Consider the following 20,857-nt stretch of genomic DNA (forward strand, 5'->3'; position numbering starts at 1 on the left):
TTTTTAAAAGCAATGCCTGTTTTTTTGTACTATGCTGCTTGTTGTTTTGAAATGAGTACTTTCAACATCGGCGGTGTCACAAGTGTTGAGACGACGATGGCAATCACCATTGGCGTGTAATATTCTTGTGAGAATAAGCCGGCAGCTAAACCAATAGAAGAGGTAATCAACGCCACCTCACCACGTGAAATCATCGCAGTCCCGATAATAAGCGAGGAGGACATATTAAATCCAGTAATACGTGCACCAAAGCCGGCGCCAATTACTTTTGTCGCTACAGCCACAATTGATAACACAATGATTAATAAGAGATGCTCTGCTAGGCCATCTAATGACACAGCTAAACCAATGCTTGCGAAGAAGATTGGAATAAAGATGATATTAACAGACGGTAATAATTTGCCTTCTAAATTTTCACGTAATAGGTCATTATTTGCGAGTGCTAAGCCCGCGAAGAATGCGCCGATAATATTACTAATGCCCATAAATTCAGCGAACCATGAATACAGGAAGCATAAAATAACGCCATAGAAAATGGCCATATCCGGAATCGGCATTCGAATGATGATTTTTGTCAGATGCGGTAATAGCTTGTGCATCGCAATAATGACAACGAAGAAAATTACTTGCTTTAAGACAATAAGTGATAACGGATCACCACTACCAACGGTCATACTAATCATAATTGCTAAAATAATTAAGCCGATAATATCATCAGCAATTGCTGCGCCGAGGACAGTTGCGCCTTCGCGCGTACTCATATAATGAAGCTCGCGGAAGGTTTGCACTGATATACTAACCGATGTGGCAGTCAGTACAATACCTAAAAAAATCGCGTGCAATGAATCCATACCAAAGCTTACACCGACGATATATCCGCCAATAAACGGTAAAATAACGCCGAATACCGCGACTGTTAATGCCGACTTCATACTACTTGTTAAATCCTTTAAATTCGTTTCAACACCTGCGAAGAACATGAGGAAAATAACACCAATTTCACTTAGTAAATGGAGCACATCATGTCCATTTGTATGTACAAGTCCAAATACAGCCGGTCCGATTAAAATACCGGCAATAATTTCGCCTAATACGCTCGGTTGACCAAAGCGTGAGGCGAGAGTGCCACATAATTTTGCGGCAACAATAATTATCATGAGTTGAGCTAATAATTCGCCTAACTCTACCATATAAAAAACCTCCAATTAAAATTACTGGAAAATTCAGAAAAATAAATAATGTAAAATCGTGTCGAGTCAATTGATGACCTAGCATGAGTTGTTAGCAATAAAAAGCTCATGCAATTACTATTATATCATAATATAAAGAAGATGACGGACAATTTATGTTGGAATTATTCGTTGAGGAATAATGTATAAAAATTAATTTTTAAAATTAAAAATACATTTTATTCACTATGGGAAATCGGAACCTTTCAACACTTAAATGAGTGAACGTTCGTTAATAAATGAAATATGTCGTATAAATATTTTTAATGTTCGACTATGATCCCGTAGAGAAATGCCTATATCTTTGTTTTTCAGACAGTAATGTGTATAAAAATAGAAAAAAAGATTCTTAATAGATGAAAAAACATAAAAGACATAAAATCTTTAAATTGTTCGAATTATTTTATTTTTTTATATACATTGACGTCGTTAAAATGAATTGATATTGTATATTTACAACAATATAATTTCCATATTGGGATTGGAAATATACTGCTATAAAAAAACGAGTGATTCATTTTCACAAAAGGGGAGTTTGCTTATGACAGTAACAATTGAATTAACACAAGCATTACAAATTGAAGCATTACGTAGCAATGGTTTAACGAATGATGAAATTTTATACAAAGTAAAACGTAATCAACTAGAAGCATTCACAAGTAAAGTAGCAAACATGGAGTTTGAGACATTAGTAGAAGCGTACAACGCCAATGCAACAATGTTTGAGCAAGTATTACGTGTAGGATACGAAGCGAAAACGATGACAACAGAAGCTGCCATCGCATTATTAGGTTATTTATTCTCTGCAAAAGAAGGCGATCATTTTGTAGTGGTGAATGATCGTATCCAAATTACACGTCTTTCAGACAAGCAACGCGCACGATTTAATGCAATCTTACCAGCGAGCTGGAAAGAATCATTGTTACAAGCAAACTAGGGGATATGAATTATTTTCACAAAGAATGATTCATAAACGAGTAACGGACAATGTCTAGCACTCACTAAAAAAGAGCTATTGCGTATGTACGCAGTAGCTCTTTTTTTATGTCGTCATGCAAAAAAATAGCGTAATAGGGCCATTGTCAGAACACCGACAATAACGGTTTTTGATAAACTTTTTGTCCAAATCGCAACGAATAATGTCGGAAGGAAGGCTGCAAAATTTAACCAATTAATCGATGTCATAAATACACCTTTTGTATAAAGGGAGTCAAATACGAGTGCGCTTAATATACATACCGGAATATACGTTAAAAAGCGCATCATAAATGCAGGAAGCGTTACAGCTTTTACGAGAATAAACGGGATGACGCGCGGTAGCCATGTAACGACTGCACATCCTAAAATAAGCCAAACCATCGTCCAGGTTGTCATTTTTCGGTTAACACCCCAATCAATGCAACAAGTACTGTACTAATGAGCACCGCTAAATGCCCAGGTAGAAAATTCATTAACACGAACATGGCAATACCCATATAAAGAATTAGTGATAGATAATGCATTAATTTATTTTTGGGTGTACTTTCTAAATTAAGAATGAGTAGTGCTACAAACATGGCTGTTAATGCAAAATCTAAACCCCAATTTTCAGGGTTAGGAATCCATTTTCCAACAAAGGCTCCGAAGACAGAGGCAATAATCCATGATAAATAGGCAGTTACATTTAAGCCGTCCATCCAGCGCCCCGATAATGTATGCCCCTGTGCAAGCTTTGTCATCGCTACGCCGTAAGTTTCATCAGTCAGTAAGGTACCGAAGCCTATATTTCGTGCCAACGATTCGTTTTTGAAGGACGGGGCAACAGAGAGTGCCATTAAAAAATGTCGCAAATTGACGATAAAGGTCGTCAAAATAATGGCAGACACTGGTGTACCTGCTACAAAAAGACCACAAAAAATAAATTGTGCTGCCCCTGCGTAAATAAGCAGTGATAATAAAAAGATTTCAAAGGTGGATAAATGTGATGCGATGCCGACGACACCAAATGCAAAGCCGATACTAATATAGCCTAGTAAGGTTGGAATGCAATCTTTGATGCCGTCTAGAAATGTTTTTTCAGTATGTATACTTTCTGCCAATGAAGACACCTCCATTTAAATAGTACCGAATATTCAGATTTAATGCTATCTATTATTCAATAGGCCTTTTATCAAAAAATAAGTAATAATAATTATTTTACAAAAATAACCTGCGAAACGACCCGATTTATTGATATTATTAGTAAATAAAAGAGAATTCAGGGGGATTACGAATGAAAAAAATGACAAAAACAGCGATGGCTACTTTATTTACAGGAGCGATGGCACTAAGTGCTGTGGCAACACCTGCAAGTGCACTTGAAAAACGTGTGATCGATGAAACAACAGCAAAAACAACTACGACATCAATTAACGGGCAATTAGATACTGATTCAATTGATGTCGTTAAAGTAACTGTACCAACTAATGGTGAGTTAAAAGTACATATCGCAGATGCGAAGAATAAAGGTTTATCCGTTATGTTAACAACAAAATTAAATCCATTTTACTCATATGAGTTTACAACACTTGGGGATATTTTTGATTACTTACGTCCTGTTAAACTAACAGATGTAGAATCTGTATTAGAAGAATTACTTGATTCTTCATCAGCAATCAACTACGGTGTGAACGAAAAATTCTTAACAGAAGGTGACGATTCATACGAAAGCTTAACAGGCGAGTATTTACCATTAGAAGAGCCTTCACCAACATTTAAAACCGGTTTAAAAGCAGGCACATACTATTTAGTTGTAACAGGTGGGTCATTAAAAGAGTATAAAGATTCAACGTACCGTCTAACAACAAAATTTGAAGCGAAAAATAAAATTGAGTTAGAAAGCAATAATGATCGTAAATCAGCAACAGCATTACCATTAAATAAAACATTTACGGGCGTTGCCAATGATTTAGACCCAATGGATTACTTTAAAGTAGACGTTGCAGAAGCAGGGAACCTTGTGTTAAAAGCGACATCATCAAATCCGAATGCAGATTTAGGCTACACATTATATGATGCCAACCGTAAAGGCGTTAAAAACTTTGAATATGTTGCGAATCGCCAAGCAACTAAATTAACAAGCTCAACTTATGTTAATAAAGGAACATACTATGTACGCGTAGCAGGTTCTGACGAAGAAGTATTTGGTCATTCAAATTATTCATTGAAAGCAAATGTTGTTACTAAATCTGTAAAACGTTCAAATGTTGTCGTGAAAAATGCTGCAAAATCAACAATTACTTTAAAAGCATTACCAGTTGGTGCAACAGTAAATGTCTATAGTGATGCGAAGAAAAAGAAAAAAGTAACAAGCTTCAAAGCGACAAGTGCCACAATGACAAAAGCCATTAAATTAAATAAAAAAGGTGGCAACCTATACGTAGCACTTAAAAAATCAACACTTGCAGAAGGTGCTGCCACAAAAGTACCATACAACAAAGCAAAATAGTTTAGTACACATGCTATCGGGTATAGAAAATTAAGACAAAACTAGAGGAGTTGGTAATGTGAGTTTGCTTGATTTGCTCGGACAGGTGCAGGCAATTACCGGAGGGAAATATGGCTTATCTGATTTATTATCAGAGGATTTTATTCGTGAAAAAACCGATTTTGCTTCGATTGAACAGCTGTTGAAAGAATTGCCAATTGATATTAACAATGTTGCCGATGTCCAACGCTTATCGGAAAGCGACTTAAATGTTTTTGTAAAAGAACATTCATCCTATGACACATGGAAAGGTCTTTTGGCAGAAGCAATGCATTTTCTAGATAACCGACAGTAATAAAAAAAGAGGAGTTGCGTCTTTCGCAATTCCTCTTTTTTTCATAAATGCTAACTCAATTTAACATAGCGATAGCGGTTTTTAATTGAACGCGTGAAATACGTGCCGTGCGAATCGGCAGCCATGAAATCATTATAGACAAGTTCAGGCACACCATAGTATTCGAAAACGCCATCTTTATGGAATTCAACACGTAAAATCATCGGGCTTGCTTCATATCCAATAGCGTTAATTTTAGACGACTCTACAGGAATCATATGTGTTTGCATTTAAAAAACTCCTCTCTTTTTTGAAAGCGTTTACATTTTTGTAAGTAAACTATATCGAAAAAGGAAATGAAAGTCAATACAAACTGTTTTTAAGCATCAATTTCCTGTTTTTTGGCATAAAAAAACAGAAATCAATGAAGTGATTCCTGTTTGTAAAAAGCGATTGATTATTCGAATGTACGGTCCTTTTCGATAACCGCATGAACGGCCTCGTGGACAGCATGCTCAAATGAATGCGCTTTTAATGTCATAACACCTTCAATCGTTGTACCACCAGGTGAGCACACTTGATCGACTAGCTCAATCGAATGCGTTTGACTCTCTAACACCATTTTGGCACTACCTAATACAGCGTCTGCGGCAATTTGAAGAGCAATCGGTTTTGCCATGCCTTCTTTTACTGCGGCGCGTGCAATAGCATCCATATAAAGGTAATGGAAGGCAGGTGCTGCACCAGCGATAGCAGAAAAAATCGCAAACTGCTCTTCTGGTAAGGCAATCATCGAACCCGTTGCTTCTAATAATGTAACGGCTTGCAGTTGTTGTGCAGTTGTTACGGCATCTGACACGGCATAGCTTGTTGTCGAGTGGCCAACAGCTGCATTAACATTTGGCATGATACGCATGAAGGCATCGTGTCCAAATAATGCTTGCAATGCGTTAAGATCTTTCCCAGCTGCCATTGAGACAACTAATTGTTCGTTTCTTAAATGCGGGCGAAGCTGTGCGGCAATCTCATGTAATTGCTGTGGTTTGACACCAAGGAATACAATGTCTGCCTGTGCGGCTTGCTCGATTGTTGTGGCAGCAGTAATGCCTGTTTCAGCGGCAAGTGCCTCTGTTTTTGTCGTTGTGCGGTTATAGCCAATAATAAAGCTTGCATCATCGTGAGCAGCAGCAATGCCACGAACAATGGCCGAAGCCATATTACCAAGGCCGATAAAACTAATCTTCATGAATAGAAAACTCCTTTCGAATGCCTTCAGTATAACGAAAGCACTGTCAGAAATATAGATAGTTGCCTACGATAGTAATTAATGAATCGTGTCTTTTATGTGAAATCGTCAAATACAATAGGTAATTGAATTATTTTTTGTTATGATAGACATATTGCAAGAAGGAAGCACGAATAGGATTAGTCGCATTTTAACGCACTAATTTGAAAAGGAATGAAGTACATGCGAAGTCAGCAAAAAACAAAAAATATGGCAAGTCAACATGCCGCACTCGATGTAGAAAATCCGACGATGATGAAAGTTTTAGCACAAACAATTAAAACGGGCATTATTAAATCGAATTTAATTACGATGATTGCGGGTCTTATGCTTGCGATGTACACATACCATGTCAATCCATTTGATGAAAAGCTCGCCATTTTACTCGCGATTGCAGGAACGGCAGCTGTTATTGGTGGAGCGGGCGCGTTTAATAACTGGTATGACCGTGATATTGATGCAAAAATGCGTCGTACGCAAAAACGTCCAACCGTAACAGGTGAAGTTTCACCTGTTATGACGTTAGTGATTAGCTTTACATTATTACTTGCCGGTTTGGGCATGCTTTATATTGCATCTCCAATGGCGGCACTACTTGGCTTTTTAGGCTGGTTTTTCTACGTTGTACCGTATACAATGTGGACAAAGCGTCATACGGTTTATAACACCGAAGTCGGGAGTTTATCAGGCGCGATGCCTCCGTTAATTGGTTGGGGTGTTGTCAGCAATGATATTTTCCATCCGGCGATTATTAGTTTATTTATTATCGAATTAATTTGGCAAATGCCACACTTTTATGCGATTGCTATTCGAAAAATGGAAGATTACCGTGCCGCTGGTGTACCGATGCTACCGGTAGCAAAAGGGATGAAGCGCACATATGTGACCACAAATGTGTATTTAGTTATCTTGATCCTTTGCTGTATTCCACTTGGTTCATTAAGTACAGGACTTATGCTCGTAGCGATTATTTTAAGCGCTGTATGGCTTGTATTAAATATTTATGGTTATCATAAAAAAGATCCGAAAAAATGGGCGAATTTATTATTTGTCTATTCATTGCTGCATATGGTGATTTTATTCTCAACAGTCATTCTTTACGCATTGATTGGCTTATATTTAGATTTTAATTAATATATATAAAAGCAGGTAGCTTATCGGCTACCTGCTTTTTTTATGGTTGTAACGTAAATGTTGTTTGTTTTGTGAGCTGTTGTTCATGTTCGTCAAAAACCGCACTCGTTGTAACAGTAAGCGTATCATCACCCGGCTCGGTAATGTAGCCGATATTGCCTTGCTTTTTTTCTGAAGGGGCAAAGGAGCCACTTATATTATCTAAATAAATATCTCGTTCAAATGATTGTGTGCCTGAAGCGGCTTTTAACGTTGCAACAGGGGAGAAGTGACGTGTTTCTTTGGCGGTATTTTCAATCGTCACATACGCTTTTACAAAATCGAATGTTTCCTTATGTGTGAGCTGATGGAAATAATCAACCATACTATAGTCTGGCTCTAAATGGATACGCTTCACATCATGAATCGTTAAATGAATATCGCCAACGACAATCGTTTGCGGCTCAAAGTTTGCCTCCTTTAAGGTCATAAAGCCCTTTTCTGCTTGAATCGTATCGTTTTCCTTTAACAGGGTACGGTCATCTGGAATTTGTGCATTACCGTTATAGCCTGTTACATAATCGGTTCGTGGTAGATGGTCATCTGCCGTCGCCTTCTGTTGACATCCCGCTAACAGGACGACGAGCAAGATACCAATGAAAAAGCGAATCGGCATCCTCTAGCTCCCTTAGTTCATTTTTTTATCGTTGATTTTTGTTTTCTTTTTTGTGTTTTGTTCGAGTAATTCAAATACGAGCTTGGCTTGGTCGGTATTATCGATTTGACCAGCAAATTTTTCTGCCTGTGGCCCATACGCATAAACATTAACATCTTCGCCTGTATGACCACCTGTCGTCCAGCCGGTGTTTGAACGGCTATCTGCAATTTTTTCGATGGCATTATCGATATCGGTTACTTTTTTCGTTGTCGCGGCTTCTTTCACTTGGTCGATTTCAGCTGTCGTTAAATCAAGCTTGATATATTGTTTAAGTGTTTGTTCCACGTCCGCACCACCTGCGATTTGTGCAGCTAGATAATCAGGCGTTTTTGAGAAAGCTTGCAGTGCTTCAGGATTCCAGTTGTAGTCCCCGTTAGCAGCAACTGAGAAGCCACCTGTTGAGTGGTCAGCCGTCGCAATAACAAGTGTGTTTTTATCTTTTTTTGCATAGTCGACAGCTTTTTGGAATGCAGCATCAAAGTCCTTCATTTCACTCATTGCGGCGACAATATCATTATCATGACCTGCCCAGTCGATTTGACTGCCTTCAATCATTAGGAAGAAGCCATCATCGTCTTTTTTCAATTGCTTTAATGCCGCCGTGGTCATATCGCGTAGAGAGGGGGTGGTGCTCTTACGATCGATCATTTTATCAAGACCGCCATCTGCGAAAAGACCGATAAGCTGGTCCTCTTTATTTTTTGCTAAAGCTTTTTTATCCGTTACATAATGGAAGCCGGCTTTTTCAAATTCCTTTGTTAAGTCGCGGTCTTGTCGCACGAAATTTGATTTACCACCACCAAGCAATACATCGATTTTATGCTTTTTACCAACTAATTCATCAAAATAATCATCTGCAATGGCATCCATATTTTTACGGGACTCATCATGTGAGCCAAATGCCGCCGGTGTCGCGTGGGTAATCTCTGATGTAGCAACAAGACCCGTTGCTTTTCCTAATTCCTTTGCGCGCTCTAACACCGTTTTTACAGGTTGTTTATCGTTGTCGACGGCGATGGCATTATTATAGGTTTTAATGCCCGCAGACATTGCCGTAGCGGCAGAAGCAGAGTCCGTTACATTTTGTGCGGGATCTTCAGGATAGGTCATTTGCTGACCGACTAAGTATTGATCTAGTTTGGTTTGTTTCACGAATTGCTGCTGTGGTGCGTTTTGCATATAACGATACGCAGAAGTATAGGAATTTCCCATGCCATCACCGATTAAAAAAATAATGTTTTTCGGTGAGTCCTTCTTTTTGGATGCTGCCTCGGCGTTTGTAGCACCAAAGGCACTTAACGCAAGCGCAGAGCTTGCTAAAACTGCAGCGAATTTCTTAGACCAAATTTTCATGTAACTTCCTCCTTAAATGGTATAACTTTACTGTAACGAAGAAATGTAAGGAGAGCTTTAACGCAGCGTAAAGAAATGTAAAATTCGTGAACAGGATGCGAGGAAATTTCATTGAAATGAAAGAAAAGGTTGTTCGACCATAGAGAGCTATGGCATGATGGAGAAATGTAGGAAGGGAGAGATAAAAATGGAGAACATTCCAAACTGTCCGAAGTGCAATTCGGCCTATACGTATCATGATGGCTCAGCGTTCATTTGCCCAGAGTGTGGCAATGAATGGACGGCATTTGAGCAACAACAAGCAGAGGAAGCGGCGCTTATTCGCGATAGCGTCGGCAATATTTTAAATCCAGGTGATAGTGTCACAATTATTAAAGATTTAAAAGTGAAAGGTGCCACATCTGACTTGAAAGCTGGTACAAAAGTGAAAAATATCAAATTTTGTGGCGATGTTGACGGGCATGATTTAGAAGCGAAAGTAGAAGGTTTTGGCTCTTTATATATTCGTTCACAATATGTGAAAAAAGTTTAATGACAAAATAGGCTTTAACATACGTGTAAAAACAACCGCTCCTATGAGCATAAAAAAACCGGAATTGCGCTGTGGCGCGGTTCCGGTTTTTCGTTGCGAATGCTAAAAAAGGAAAATAAAATGTTTTGTACTAACCTTTTTTTATAATCAGGTGACTGGGGTAAGTTGTTTTGACGATGTGTCTACAATAAAACGAATGGCGGTTCTTGTAATCGCGTATTGCTGCTTTAAGAGCGTCAGCACTTCTTGTTCAACGGTTTGAATTGGTGCATCAGCTGTAATATATAGCTGACAACTAAACGTCATTTCTTCGCCAACAACCGTCCATAATTGTAAATTTGCAATGTCTGTAACAGCATCTAAACGATACAAACTTCCTTGAATAGCGGCAAGTTGACGTTGTTCGGAGGTGCCTTCTGTCATTAAAATGAGCGAGCGTTTTAAAATGTGATATGCTTGGTTAAATAGGGTAAGTGCAAGCATAAACGCCAATACTTCATCAATAGTAGATACTTGCCATCTAATTAACAGGAAAGATACTAAAATGACAAGCAATGCATTTAAGCCGTCTGCACGCAGTAAATAACGTGTAAATGCTTTTGAACTCGTTTCGTATGATGACAGTAGCAAATAACAACAGAGGTTACTAATTAAAATAAGCACGGCGATTTGTAAAATCGGCTCAATAGCAACTACTATAGGCTCAGGCTCCATAAGGCGTAGCATACTCATAACTAATAAGAAGCAAGCCATAAGCGAAAAAACAAGCCCGCAGCATAAAATTAAAAAGCGTTCAATCAACCACATATGGTACATCTGACGAGATTTTGCTTTTTTTGCGATATAGTTCTGGTTTACAATATAGAAAAGGAGCAATGAAATCGTCATCAGCAGATGACTTAATGCGCAAAAAAGCGCTAAACTTTTTGTCTCAAAGGCGATTGTCATAGTAATTACATATGAAATAATTAATAAAAAACAAGCCATTGCTGTTTTTGTCGTCTGCCATTTTGATGTGTTGGACAACATTGTAATGATAATAACCCCCTAGCATTACTCTAGTTATACCCGTATTGTCTTTATTTGTAACGCAACGAAAGGAGGGAAACGTATGCCAACAACCGGCTTTTCATTGTACGATTCTTTTCATATAGGTTGGCTAGCATTTGGAATACTTGCGATTTGGTTTGTCGCGCATCAATATCGTTTAGCAACAGACGAGGCGCGAAAGAAAATTCGCATTGCTTTAGCCTGGGCACTTATTTGTGCGGAAATGATCCGCGATAGTTATATTTTCTTTCTTGAGACTTGGTCAATCCGTTCATTGCCACTAGATTTGTGTGGTATGGCATTAGTCGTTATTTTAATTTATGCTTACACGCAAAATAAAACGGTTGGCGAGTTATTATATAGCATCTTTTTACCGGGTGCATTCGCCGCACTCTTATTTCCGAACTGGACGCATCGTGAAATGTTTAGTTTTATGAATAATTATAGCTTTACGTATCATATTTTAATTGTGGCATTTATCATCATGCTAATTGCTTCAAAAGAACTACGCCCACAACCGAAAAACTTATGGAAACCGGCCTTATTTTTACTAATTTTAACGCCGATTATGTATATGTTTAACAAGCATTATGAGACCAATTTCTGGTTTTTAAGCACACCATCAGCGGGCTCACCAATCGTGCCGCTTGAACATATTTTTGGAAACCCAGGCTATATTTTTGGCCTTGTTTTATTATTATTTATCGTGTGGCTTGTGCTTTATTTGCCATTTGCATTACGTAAGAAATCATAAAAGAGAATGTCATTTGATAGTGATGTGCAAAAAAAAGAAGGAGTCGCGTGTTGGCGCGATTCCTTCTTTTTTTATGCTTATATATGGTTGTTTCAGGTTCATGTAATACTTAAAGAGCAGCTTTGAAAATCGCTTCTGCGTCAGAGGCTGTAACGGTCGCGAAATTCCCGAAATCCCCTTGACGCATCGCGCGATCGACAATGATATTAAGCGTCGAGTCGTCGATTTGATACGTAGCTAAATGTGTCGGAGCACCAATTGACTCCCAGAAGGCTTCAAGTTTTTCGATGCCTTTCATTGCTACTTCTAAATCACTTAATCCCGTCGTATTGACATTGAATACACGTGTTGCGAGCTTACGGAAGCGCTGTACATCCTCGTGAACATAATGGCGCATCCAGCGAGGGAATAAAATCGCCAGGCCGCCACCATGTGGAATATCGTGTACAGCAGAGACGGCATGTTCTAAATTATGCGTTGCCCAGTCGCCGCGATAACCCATATTTAACATGCCATTTAACGCCATTGTACTGCCATACATTAAGGTAGCACGTGCATCATAGTTTTCAGGGTTTTTCAGCACATCGGGTGCGGCTTCCATAATCGTTAATAATAATCCCTCACACATACGGTCTTGGAACTCTGTATGGTCGGCCTCGTGGAAATAATGTTCGAGTACATGGCTCATACTATCGACAATACCATAAATTGTTTGGTCTTTTGGTACAGAAAATGTATAGGCTGGATCTAATATTGCAAATTGTGGGAATGTTTTTGAAGAACCCCAGCCGTATTTTTCTTTTGTCTCCCAGTTTGTAATAACAGAGCCTGAATTCATTTCTGAGCCCGTTGCCGCCAGTGTTAAGACAACACCAAATGGTAGTGCATCACGCACTTTTGCTTTACGTGTCACAATATCCCAAGCTGATGCATCGGTTTTCGCGCCTGCAGCAATTAATTTAACGCAATCAATTACAGAGCCACCACCAACGGCTAAAATAAAGTCAATGCTCGTATCACGACAAATGCGGATACCTTTTTCAGCTGTATCGACACGTGGATTTGGCTCAACGCCACCTAACTCGACAATATTAGCACCTGCGTCTGATAACACTTTATAGACATCGTCATAGACACCATTTTTAAAAATACTACCGCTTCCATAAACGAGTAAAACGTTTTTACCGTAATGTGTTAGCTCCTGCTCTAATTTTAAGATTTGTCCCTTCCCAAAATGAAGGCGCGTTGGATTATAATACGTGAAATTTTCCATAAAATCCCTCCCTCTCTTCATAGTAAGAAATTGTGCGCATTTGTACAACTAATTCGCACGCTTTATAATAAATAAAAAGGGGGAATCGACATGATTCGGCGAGCTACATATGAAGATATACCGATGATTCAAAAAATCGCCGTTGAAAGTTGGCGTCAAACGTATCAACAAATTATTCCACCGAAGCTACAGCAGCAATTTTTAGCATTTGATTATAATTATCGTCAATTGCGCCACCGCATTGATACGACGCTATTTTTCGTTGCGTTGCAGCAAGATGTCATTGTTGGCTTTGCTAATTTTTCAATAGGTACACGAAATGAGCTGGAGACAATTTATTTAAGCCCAGCCGTTTTTAGTGAGGGGATTGGGCATCAATTATTGATAACAGGAGAATCCTTCTATCCAGCAGGCACTGAGCTATACGTACGTGTCAATGCATTGAATGAGCGAGCGATTGCTTTTTATACAGCGCATCAGTTTACGTTCGTAGAGCAGCGCTTGGAGCAAATTGAAACGATTCAGTTTAGAACGAATACGATGCACAAAATCCTGCTATAACGTGATACAATCAACAAAGAAGAAGGGACGAACCACATGATGAAAAAAATGGCCATTCAGCTCGTATTTATTATCGTGATTATTGCGTATTTGATATATCATAATTTCAATTTACAAAATATAAACGGTGTTATTATTACAATTATGATAGGGCTTTGGGTACTAGCTACTGTGATGATGGTGACATTAGATCGTTCAAAACGAAGTTGATTGTTACTGTAAAAAAGAGGCTTTGACATACGTGTAAAAATAACCGCTCCTAGGAGCATAAGAAAAACCGGAATCGCGCTGTAGCGCGGTTCCGGTTTTTGTTGCGAACGCTAGAAAAGGAACATGATGTTGTCGCAATCTCTTTTTATGGTTGAGTTATACTTCCGCAATTAATTTGCCTGGGTTTAAAATGTTTTTAGGATCTAATGTGTGCTTAATGGCACGCATAACATTTAGCGATTCGCCGTGCTCGCGTGATTGATAAATCATTTTACCAACACCAACGCCGTGCTCACCTGTACAAGTACCACCATTTTCAAGACCAAACTCGACAAGACGTGCATTATAGGCTTTCGCACGTGCTACATCCTCTGGGTTATTTAAATCCATCATCACAAGTGAGTGGAAGTTGCCGTCACCGACATGTCCAAGAACGCCACCAATCATGCCCGTTTCATCAATTAATTGACGTGCAAATTCAATCGCATCTGCTAACACACCAATTGGCACCACGACATCGGTTGTCATCATTTTTTTGCCAGGATACCCATGAATATAAGCATAAGCCAAATTATGACGCGCTTCCCATAGCTCATGACGCGCTTTATTGTCTGTTTCAAAGAAAATTTCTAAGCAGCCATTATCATTCATGATTTCTGTTGTAAATTCGACGTCTTGCTTCAAACCTGCCTCATTACCATGGAATTCTAAAAATAATGTTGGTTTTACTAAGTAAGACGTTCCGCTATAGGCATTGGCTTGCTCCATTGATTGCTCATCAACTAATTCAATACGTGCAATCGGCACACCTGCTTGTAAGACCATTGTAGCCGCTTCAATTGCTTGACGAACCGTAGGGAATACAGCACGTGCGGCCATTTCAAATTCAGGAATACCATATACTTTTAATGTCAGTTCCGTAAAACAACCAAGTGTGCCTTCTGAGCCTACGAATAAGCCATTTAAGTGATAACCAGATGATGATTTCGCGGCAAGATTCCCCGTATGCATAACACGTCCATCTGCAAGCACGACTTCTAAGTCCCGTACTTGGTCACGCATGACACCATAGCGAACTGCTGTTGTACCACTGGCATTCGTTGCGGCCATCCCACCAAGCGTAGCGTCAGCTCCTGGATCTACTGAGAAGAATAGGCCATGTTTTTTCAGTTCTTTATTTAATTGCATACGTGTGACACCAGGTTGTACACGCACTAATAAATCTTCAGGGCGCACTTCTAAGATTTGATTCATTTGGCTAAAATCAATTGTTAGCGTATGTGTTACTGGGATAATATGGCCCTCTAAACTAGAGCCTACACCAAAGGGGATAACCGCAATTTCATATGTATTTGCGACTTGCATAATTTTTGATACTTCCTCAGTCGTACGAGGGAAGACGACGATGTCAGGTAGAGCCATTTCATGATAGGATTCATCACGACCATGATTCTCACGGACTGTCTCATTTGTCGAAAGCTGATCCTTCCCTAAAAAGGTCTGTAATTCTTCGAGGATTTTTTCTAGTTGAGCGTGCATCTATATCACCATTCCTTTTGAAAATTCGTTATTTTCTGATAATTATATCGTGAAATGGAAGATTTGAACAGTAAAAAACCATCATTCTTTAAAAGAATGATGGTTGACTGAACTATGGATAATTTACGATGCTTGTGGGCCTGGATTAACGACAGCGCTATGCGTTGACTGAATCAAAAGTAATAATTCTTTTAAAGCTGCTTCGATGTCTTCGAAAGAGACAGATGCATCAAGGAAAGCAGGGATTTCAACGTTTGTGTCATACGGGTCAATAGCAATATTTTTAACATTCATAGCCATTCCTCCTAGTGCCTTTTCTCTATTATACCTAAAAAGACAGAAAATTTCAAACAAATTTTATTATAATATGTAAAGCTTTTGTAAAAATAAAAGACTTAAAAAATTAAATTTTCTGAAATTAATTTGCTTTTTCATCGAAAGCATGATAAAGTAGTGTACATTTATAGCGAAATAGAAATTTAAGAGGTGACGCATGTGCAACAAGTGCTGGAACAACATAAACCATTTTTACGACAAGTATATGAACAACTACATGCTATTCCAGAAGTTGGCTGGCAAGAATATAAAACGACTGCGTATTTGGCAAAAATCTTACGTGATCAAAATTTCCATGTCACAACTTTTGAAGGTTCGACTGGCTTATATGTTGAAATCGGTGAAGGTGCGCCAGTTATCGGACTTCGCACAGACATCGACGCTCTATGGCAACAAGTAGATGGCGAGTTTCGTGGCAATCATTCATGTGGTCATGATGCACATATGACGATGGCAGTAGGAGTACTTTTACTATTAAAAGAGTTACACAACCCTGCATCAGGAAAAATTCGCGTCTTGTTTCAACCTGCTGAGGAAAAGGGTAACGGCGCATTATCTTTTGTAGAACGTGGTTTAGTTGATGGTATGCAGTTTTTGTTTGGTATGCATATTCGTCCTGTACAAGAAATGCAAGATAATAGCTATAGCCCGGCACTTTATCACGGAGCAGCACGTTTAATTGAAGGCACCATTGTTGGCCAAGAATGCCACGGTGCACGCCCGCATTTAGGGAAAAATGCCATTGAAATCGGCTCAAGTCTTGTAACGGCCTTATCTCATATTCATATTGACCCGATGATCCCATCGTCTGTTAAATTAACAAGCTTCCAAGCAGGAGATATTCAAAATGCGAATACAATTCCTGGCATTGCGCGTTTTACAATTGACGCACGCTCCCAAACAAATGAAGGTATGGAACAGCTAATGGCTCAGCTACAGTTAGCGATTATGGGTGTTGAACAATCCCATCGTGCTAAAATTGAATTTGAAACGAAAGCAACGATTGTCGCAGCGGAGGTAGACGATACGGCTAAACAATTAATGAAGCAAGCCATTATTGATACATGTGGCTTAGATCATTTAGCGGCAGACGTTGTAACGCCGGGGGGAGAGGATTTTCATTATTATACATTGAAGCGTCCATACATTAAGGCGACGATGCTAGGTGTAGGTTGTGGCGTTACACCGGGGCTACATGATCCACATATGACGTATAATCGCGACCGTTTATTTACAGGTATTGAAATTATGACAAAAACCATTTTACATGCGGTAGCCTTTAGTCAGCGTAGCGTGATACAACGCGGTGCAACCTCTTAATAAAAAAAGAGGCTGGGACAAAACACGTCATTTTCCTTTTTTAGCGTTCGCAACGAAAAGCCGGAACCGCGCTACAGCGCAATTCCGGCTTTTCTTATGCTCATATGAACGGTTGTTTTTATACGTATGTCCCAGCCTCTTTTTTACGATATTACTTGCTGCTCAAATTCGTGAATTAATTGCTCAATATCATCAATTCGCGAAAGCTCACGAATCCAGTGTGCGGGGATATGATGTAGACCGTAAAGCATACCAGCGAGTGAACCCGTTAGTGCGCCAACGGTATCTGTATCACTACCTAACTCAATTGCTGTGAAAATTGCCTGCTCATAGCTAAAAGACTGTGCCATGCTCCAGCAAACCGCTTCGAGTGTATCGATGACATAGCCGGAGCTTTTTATTGTTTCTCTAGGTGCAGTTAGAATTGTTGTGTCCATTAATCTTGCAAAATGCGGTCGCTCACCTTGGAATGTCATAAAATGTGGCTGTGTGTAGCGTTGTGCCAACTGAAAGCTATCAGCAAATGAATGACCATCTTTTAATGCTAAAACGATATGACCGAAGAATGTGCAACTTAAAATGCTTCGAATATGCAAATGAGTCAGTGCATAGCGGCGACTTAATTGGAATACGTCATCATGCGAGTTTGCTGCCAACATAACGGGTAAAATACGCATAAGGGCTCCATTGCCGTTTTGATGCTCATCACAAGGCAATTCCGTATCAAAGCCATATTGTAGCCACCGATCAATAGCATGTTTTGTTGTATTGCCGACATCAAAGCTTGCTTTTCGGTTATATGTCCAGTAGCCATTATAAAGCCAATCACAAAATTTCTGCTTTAAGTCATCGATGTCACTGTGCTCAATTTGATGGCGCATTGTACAAAATAGCATCGATGAATCATCTGAAAAACTACCTGCTGGTACGTCCCACGAGCCAAAGCCTTCATAATCTGTCACTGTAAAGGTATCGCGCGCACGAAATTCAAATGGTACACCCATGGCATCGGCAATTGCATGTCCAAGTATTGCTTGTCGAATCATCAAAAATCCCTCCTTTCTTTAAGCATACAAAAAAGCGCTGGCAAATGCCAACGCTTAAAAAAATGCTAGTTTGCTGCTTCGATTTCTTTCACAGCTGCATATAATAAATCGAATAATTCTTCGATGCCATCTTCTTCAATACAAGAGAAGGCAACGCGTAAATCCGTGTCACCAAGTGCAATCGCACCAACACCAAATTGTTCTAATGCTACTTTACGTAGTGCATCTGAAGAGACAGTTTTAAGTTTTAAGCACATGAAGTAACCTGAGTTGAATGGGTAGTAGCTCCATGCATCATCATATTTACCACTATCAAGGACGGCTTTTGTTTTTAAAGCACGGCCTTTCATAATATCGAATTTTTGTTGTTTTTGTGCGTCGAATTCATTGCTTTCAAGCGCTTTTAAGACGAATGTTTGGGAAGGGTGTGGACCTGAAGAAATCGTTGCACGAATAATACCACGCGCTTTTTCTTCTAGTGCATGAATTACATCCTGTGATTGTGCAGCAAATGTAATGAACCCTACACGGAAGCCCCAAACGTATTCTTCTTTTGTAGCACCGTCGACTTTGATAGCTAATACATTTTCATGTACATCAGCTAATTTACCGAATAATGATTCTGTAATTGAATCCTCAAAAAATAATGAGAAGTACGCATCATCCGTTACCGCCACAACTTTTACGCCTGTTTCTGCCGCTTCTTTAATCGCTTGTACGATTGATTCACCTTCAGCAGCATTAGGTGTGTAACCAGTTGGGTTGTTCGGGAAGTTTAATAGAACGATTGCTTTACCAGTCGCATCTTTTTGTGCAATGATTGTTTCTTTTAATGCCTCGGCATTGAAAAGATCTTGTTCATTATAAAGTGGGTATGTAACGACGTTTGCGCCGCGGCGAATGCCGAATACCATATCGTAGTTTTCCCAGTTTTTATCGGGAATGATGAGGGCATCATTTGTATCAGCAAATAAATCTGCGACAATTGATAAACCATGTGTTAACGCATTTGTTACGATTGGTGTACCGAAAGTTTTGCCTTCTAATGAAGGATTTTCTTTCAGCATTTTTTTACGCCATGCTTGGCGAAGCTCTGCTTTTCCTTCTGGAGGAGCATATGGGTATAAATCTTTTGGCTCGTATGCAGAAAGTGTATCTTGAATGACTTTAAGGTGCATCGGTTTGCCATTTTCAAGTGCAGTACCAATTGTTGCATTGTACTTTTTAGCTGATTTGGCTTCAGCAGATTGCGATAAAATACCTTCTGTTGGGTAGTACATTTCTTTACCAAGGTTTGAAAGCATGTCCAAAACAGTTGGTGCTTGTTGTTGTAATGTGTCGTTTAATTGAGCTGCTAATTTATGCATAAACGTCGCCTCTTTTTCATAATAGTATGCAGGTTTGTAATGGGACGCATGAAAATAGAATTATAGAAATTATCGAATAATTTTATAAGCAGGTCTACTTTCATTCGTGTTTTGCGTGAGCCTCGCCATTACTCTCCTCCATAATAAGGTCTAAATGCCGTAAAATCAATGATTTATCGTGAATATAGAAAATTTTTCTATTCCCGTTAGCCATTCATTAATGATATAATTTTGAAAATTTTGAATTAAGGAATTTGTATTTTTCATAGAAGTGGCATGAAAATCATGCTAGAGAAAAACAATCATCCCGTATAAGGAGGGATTTATATGCAATTTGAAGAAGCGTTTCATCTAAGTGTGGAAAAGATTTTACAAGGGAATCGTGAGCAGGCGCACTCTTTTGAACAATGTGCACAAGCATTGTATGATCCCAAAAAGCATGCCGACTTTTTTTCAGTAGATGGCTATAAAAAATACATCGTGCACAAAACGGCGAACTATACACTTGAATTTTATAAATGGCAGGGCATCGCTCGGGGGATTGTGGCAGCATTTGATACGGTGGAATTAACCGTAGATGATCCGATTTTTTCAACATATTATATTAATAATCAACAATTAGACATCGTTGCATTGCGACGTAATCGCATCGACTATTATTATGAAGATATTTCACAGGCGCACTACAAGGCATTAACAGCCGCTATTTTTAAAAATTATAATAAGACCTTTGCTTATGGCACGAGCCTTGCTGGTTATTGTGCGCTGTATTTAGGTGCCGTTATTCCGAATGTGAAAATTCTTGCATTTTCGCCTCGAAATTTAGGAAAGCAAACGTATAAACAATTTCCGATTGTTAGCGCACCCGTTACCTTATTACTCGATGTAAAAAACGCGACAGATGGGCGCTTTTATGAAGAAAATTTAAAGAATACACTACTTCAGTGCACCTTTTTAGCGCTACCATATGCAGGGCACCGTGTCCCGCTTTATTTAAAGGAAGTAGGACAGCTTCGTCATGTGTTTGAACAATTTTTTGCAGAGCAACCCGTTACTTTAGCATTTCCTCGTAGTCGGCGCTACGAATCTGCTGAATATATGACGAATTTGGCGAGGCGTCTGCGTAGGCATCAGCATTATAAATGGGCGCTACAAGCAAGTGAGCACGCGCTACGCTTAGCTCCTAGCCTTGACCGAGCGCTTTATGAGCAGGCATTAATTTTACATGAAATGGGCAATATAACAGCTGCCATTACGTGCTTAGAAGAAGCCATCGAAAAAGGAACCACATTACTAGAAATCCCCAAAACCTTGGCGTTATTTCGTGCCGAATAGATGCAGTGAAACAGCGCGTACCATCGTATTGGTAAACGGCGCTGTTTTTAGTTTTCA

Annotated in this window: 23 protein-coding genes; 10 read left to right on the forward strand and 13 right to left on the reverse strand. The window is 39.2% G+C overall.

Annotation, left to right across the window (positions count from 1 at the left end; all coding sequences use genetic code 11):
* Positions 1-29: 29 nt before the first annotated feature.
* Positions 30-1,190 (reverse strand): cation:proton antiporter, encoded by a 1,161-nt coding sequence (locus QI30_RS03025; protein ID WP_126989476.1) that lies wholly within the window; start codon positions 1,188-1,190, stop codon positions 30-32.
* A 580-nt stretch (positions 1,191-1,770) separates the two neighbouring features.
* Here QI30_RS03025 and QI30_RS03030 point away from each other — a divergent pair.
* Positions 1,771-2,166, forward strand: a complete 396-nt coding sequence (locus QI30_RS03030; protein ID WP_126989477.1) for a hypothetical protein — start codon at positions 1,771-1,773, stop codon at positions 2,164-2,166.
* A gap of 113 nt (positions 2,167-2,279) precedes the next feature.
* On the opposite strand, the gene QI30_RS03035 is transcribed toward QI30_RS03030, so the two are convergent.
* Positions 2,280-2,603 (reverse strand): AzlD domain-containing protein, encoded by a 324-nt coding sequence (locus tag QI30_RS03035; RefSeq protein WP_126989478.1) that lies wholly within the window; start codon positions 2,601-2,603, stop codon positions 2,280-2,282.
* Positions 2,600-3,322, reverse strand: coding sequence for an AzlC family ABC transporter permease (locus QI30_RS03040; protein WP_126989479.1), 723 nt, complete (start codon positions 3,320-3,322; stop codon positions 2,600-2,602). Before QI30_RS03040 ends, QI30_RS03035 begins: the two co-directional genes overlap by 4 nt.
* Positions 3,323-3,480: 158 nt before the next feature.
* On the opposite strand from QI30_RS03040, the gene QI30_RS03045 reads away from it, so the two are divergent.
* Together QI30_RS03045 and QI30_RS03050 are read left to right on the forward strand one after the other, a co-directional pair.
* Positions 3,481-4,695 (forward strand): PPC domain-containing protein, encoded by a 1,215-nt coding sequence (locus QI30_RS03045; protein WP_126989480.1) that lies wholly within the window; start codon positions 3,481-3,483, stop codon positions 4,693-4,695.
* A gap of 58 nt (positions 4,696-4,753) precedes the next feature.
* The gene (locus QI30_RS03050) at positions 4,754-5,029 is read left to right on the forward strand and encodes a hypothetical protein (protein WP_126989481.1); all 276 of its coding nucleotides are present in this window, start codon (positions 4,754-4,756) and stop codon (positions 5,027-5,029) included.
* A 50-nt stretch (positions 5,030-5,079) separates the two neighbouring features.
* On the opposite strand, the gene QI30_RS03055 is transcribed toward QI30_RS03050, so the two are convergent.
* The gene (locus QI30_RS03055) at positions 5,080-5,298 is read right to left on the reverse strand and encodes a KTSC domain-containing protein (RefSeq protein WP_126989482.1); all 219 of its coding nucleotides are present in this window, start codon (positions 5,296-5,298) and stop codon (positions 5,080-5,082) included.
* Between the two features lie 167 nt (positions 5,299-5,465).
* Positions 5,466-6,254, reverse strand: a complete 789-nt coding sequence (gene proC / locus QI30_RS03060) for a pyrroline-5-carboxylate reductase (RefSeq protein ID WP_126989483.1) — start codon at positions 6,252-6,254, stop codon at positions 5,466-5,468.
* Positions 6,255-6,476: 222 nt separating this feature from the next.
* On the opposite strand from proC, the gene cyoE reads away from it, so the two are divergent.
* Positions 6,477-7,427 carry a heme o synthase gene (gene cyoE, locus QI30_RS03065; protein ID WP_126989484.1) on the forward strand — a complete coding sequence of 317 codons (951 nt, stop codon included), beginning with the start codon at positions 6,477-6,479 and terminating at the stop codon, positions 7,425-7,427.
* Between the two features lie 40 nt (positions 7,428-7,467).
* Here the strand turns inward: cyoE and QI30_RS03070 are convergent, their stop codons facing one another.
* Positions 7,468-8,082 carry a DUF4352 domain-containing protein gene (locus QI30_RS03070; RefSeq protein ID WP_233600505.1) on the reverse strand — a complete coding sequence of 205 codons (615 nt, stop codon included), beginning with the start codon at positions 8,080-8,082 and terminating at the stop codon, positions 7,468-7,470.
* A gap of 12 nt (positions 8,083-8,094) precedes the next feature.
* Complete coding sequence (locus QI30_RS03075) at positions 8,095-9,477, reverse strand: alkaline phosphatase (RefSeq protein WP_126989485.1); 1,383 nt, start codon at positions 9,475-9,477, stop codon at positions 8,095-8,097.
* A 187-nt stretch (positions 9,478-9,664) separates the two neighbouring features.
* On the opposite strand from QI30_RS03075, the gene QI30_RS03080 reads away from it, so the two are divergent.
* The gene (locus tag QI30_RS03080) at positions 9,665-10,009 is read left to right on the forward strand and encodes a zinc ribbon domain-containing protein YjdM (protein ID WP_126989486.1); all 345 of its coding nucleotides are present in this window, start codon (positions 9,665-9,667) and stop codon (positions 10,007-10,009) included.
* A gap of 147 nt (positions 10,010-10,156) precedes the next feature.
* Here the strand turns inward: QI30_RS03080 and QI30_RS03085 are convergent, their stop codons facing one another.
* On the reverse strand, positions 10,157-11,038 hold the full coding sequence (locus QI30_RS03085; protein WP_126989487.1) for a cation transporter: 882 nt from the start codon (positions 11,036-11,038) through the stop codon (positions 10,157-10,159).
* A gap of 82 nt (positions 11,039-11,120) precedes the next feature.
* Between QI30_RS03085 and QI30_RS03090 the strand changes: the two genes are divergently transcribed.
* On the forward strand, positions 11,121-11,813 hold the full coding sequence (locus QI30_RS03090; protein WP_126989488.1) for a TIGR02206 family membrane protein: 693 nt from the start codon (positions 11,121-11,123) through the stop codon (positions 11,811-11,813).
* 109 nt (positions 11,814-11,922) lie between these two features.
* Here the strand turns inward: QI30_RS03090 and QI30_RS03095 are convergent, their stop codons facing one another.
* Positions 11,923-13,086, reverse strand: a complete 1,164-nt coding sequence (locus tag QI30_RS03095; protein ID WP_126989489.1) for an iron-containing alcohol dehydrogenase — start codon at positions 13,084-13,086, stop codon at positions 11,923-11,925.
* 90 nt (positions 13,087-13,176) lie between these two features.
* On the opposite strand from QI30_RS03095, the gene QI30_RS03100 reads away from it, so the two are divergent.
* Positions 13,177-13,647 carry a GNAT family N-acetyltransferase gene (locus tag QI30_RS03100; protein ID WP_126989490.1) on the forward strand — a complete coding sequence of 157 codons (471 nt, stop codon included), beginning with the start codon at positions 13,177-13,179 and terminating at the stop codon, positions 13,645-13,647.
* 36 nt (positions 13,648-13,683) lie between these two features.
* Entirely contained in the window at positions 13,684-13,857 is a 174-nt protein-coding gene (locus tag QI30_RS20290) for a hypothetical protein (RefSeq protein ID WP_158620944.1), read from the forward strand.
* Positions 13,858-14,013: 156 nt separating this feature from the next.
* Here the strand turns inward: QI30_RS20290 and QI30_RS03105 are convergent, their stop codons facing one another.
* Together QI30_RS03105 and QI30_RS20295 are read right to left on the reverse strand one after the other, a co-directional pair.
* Complete coding sequence (locus QI30_RS03105; RefSeq protein ID WP_126989491.1) at positions 14,014-15,396, reverse strand: FAD-binding oxidoreductase; 1,383 nt, start codon at positions 15,394-15,396, stop codon at positions 14,014-14,016.
* A gap of 123 nt (positions 15,397-15,519) precedes the next feature.
* A complete protein-coding gene (locus QI30_RS20295; protein ID WP_158620945.1) occupies positions 15,520-15,690 on the reverse strand; it encodes a hypothetical protein in 171 nt (56 codons plus the stop codon).
* 201 nt (positions 15,691-15,891) lie between these two features.
* On the opposite strand from QI30_RS20295, the gene QI30_RS03110 reads away from it, so the two are divergent.
* Entirely contained in the window at positions 15,892-17,052 is a 1,161-nt protein-coding gene (locus tag QI30_RS03110; protein ID WP_126989492.1) for a M20 peptidase aminoacylase family protein, read from the forward strand.
* 143 nt (positions 17,053-17,195) lie between these two features.
* On the opposite strand, the gene QI30_RS03115 is transcribed toward QI30_RS03110, so the two are convergent.
* The gene (locus QI30_RS03115; RefSeq protein ID WP_126989493.1) at positions 17,196-18,098 is read right to left on the reverse strand and encodes an ADP-ribosylglycohydrolase family protein; all 903 of its coding nucleotides are present in this window, start codon (positions 18,096-18,098) and stop codon (positions 17,196-17,198) included.
* A 65-nt stretch (positions 18,099-18,163) separates the two neighbouring features.
* Positions 18,164-19,465, reverse strand: a complete 1,302-nt coding sequence (locus QI30_RS03120) for an aminotransferase class I/II-fold pyridoxal phosphate-dependent enzyme (RefSeq protein ID WP_126989494.1) — start codon at positions 19,463-19,465, stop codon at positions 18,164-18,166.
* 327 nt (positions 19,466-19,792) lie between these two features.
* Between QI30_RS03120 and QI30_RS03125 the strand changes: the two genes are divergently transcribed.
* Positions 19,793-20,800, forward strand: coding sequence for a tetratricopeptide repeat protein (locus QI30_RS03125; protein WP_126989495.1), 1,008 nt, complete (start codon positions 19,793-19,795; stop codon positions 20,798-20,800).
* Positions 20,801-20,857 lie beyond the last annotated feature (57 nt).

This window comes from Candidatus Kurthia intestinigallinarum (genome assembly GCF_003991225.1).
Taxonomy (GTDB): Bacteria; Bacillota; Bacilli; order Bacillales_A; family Planococcaceae; genus Kurthia; species Kurthia populi.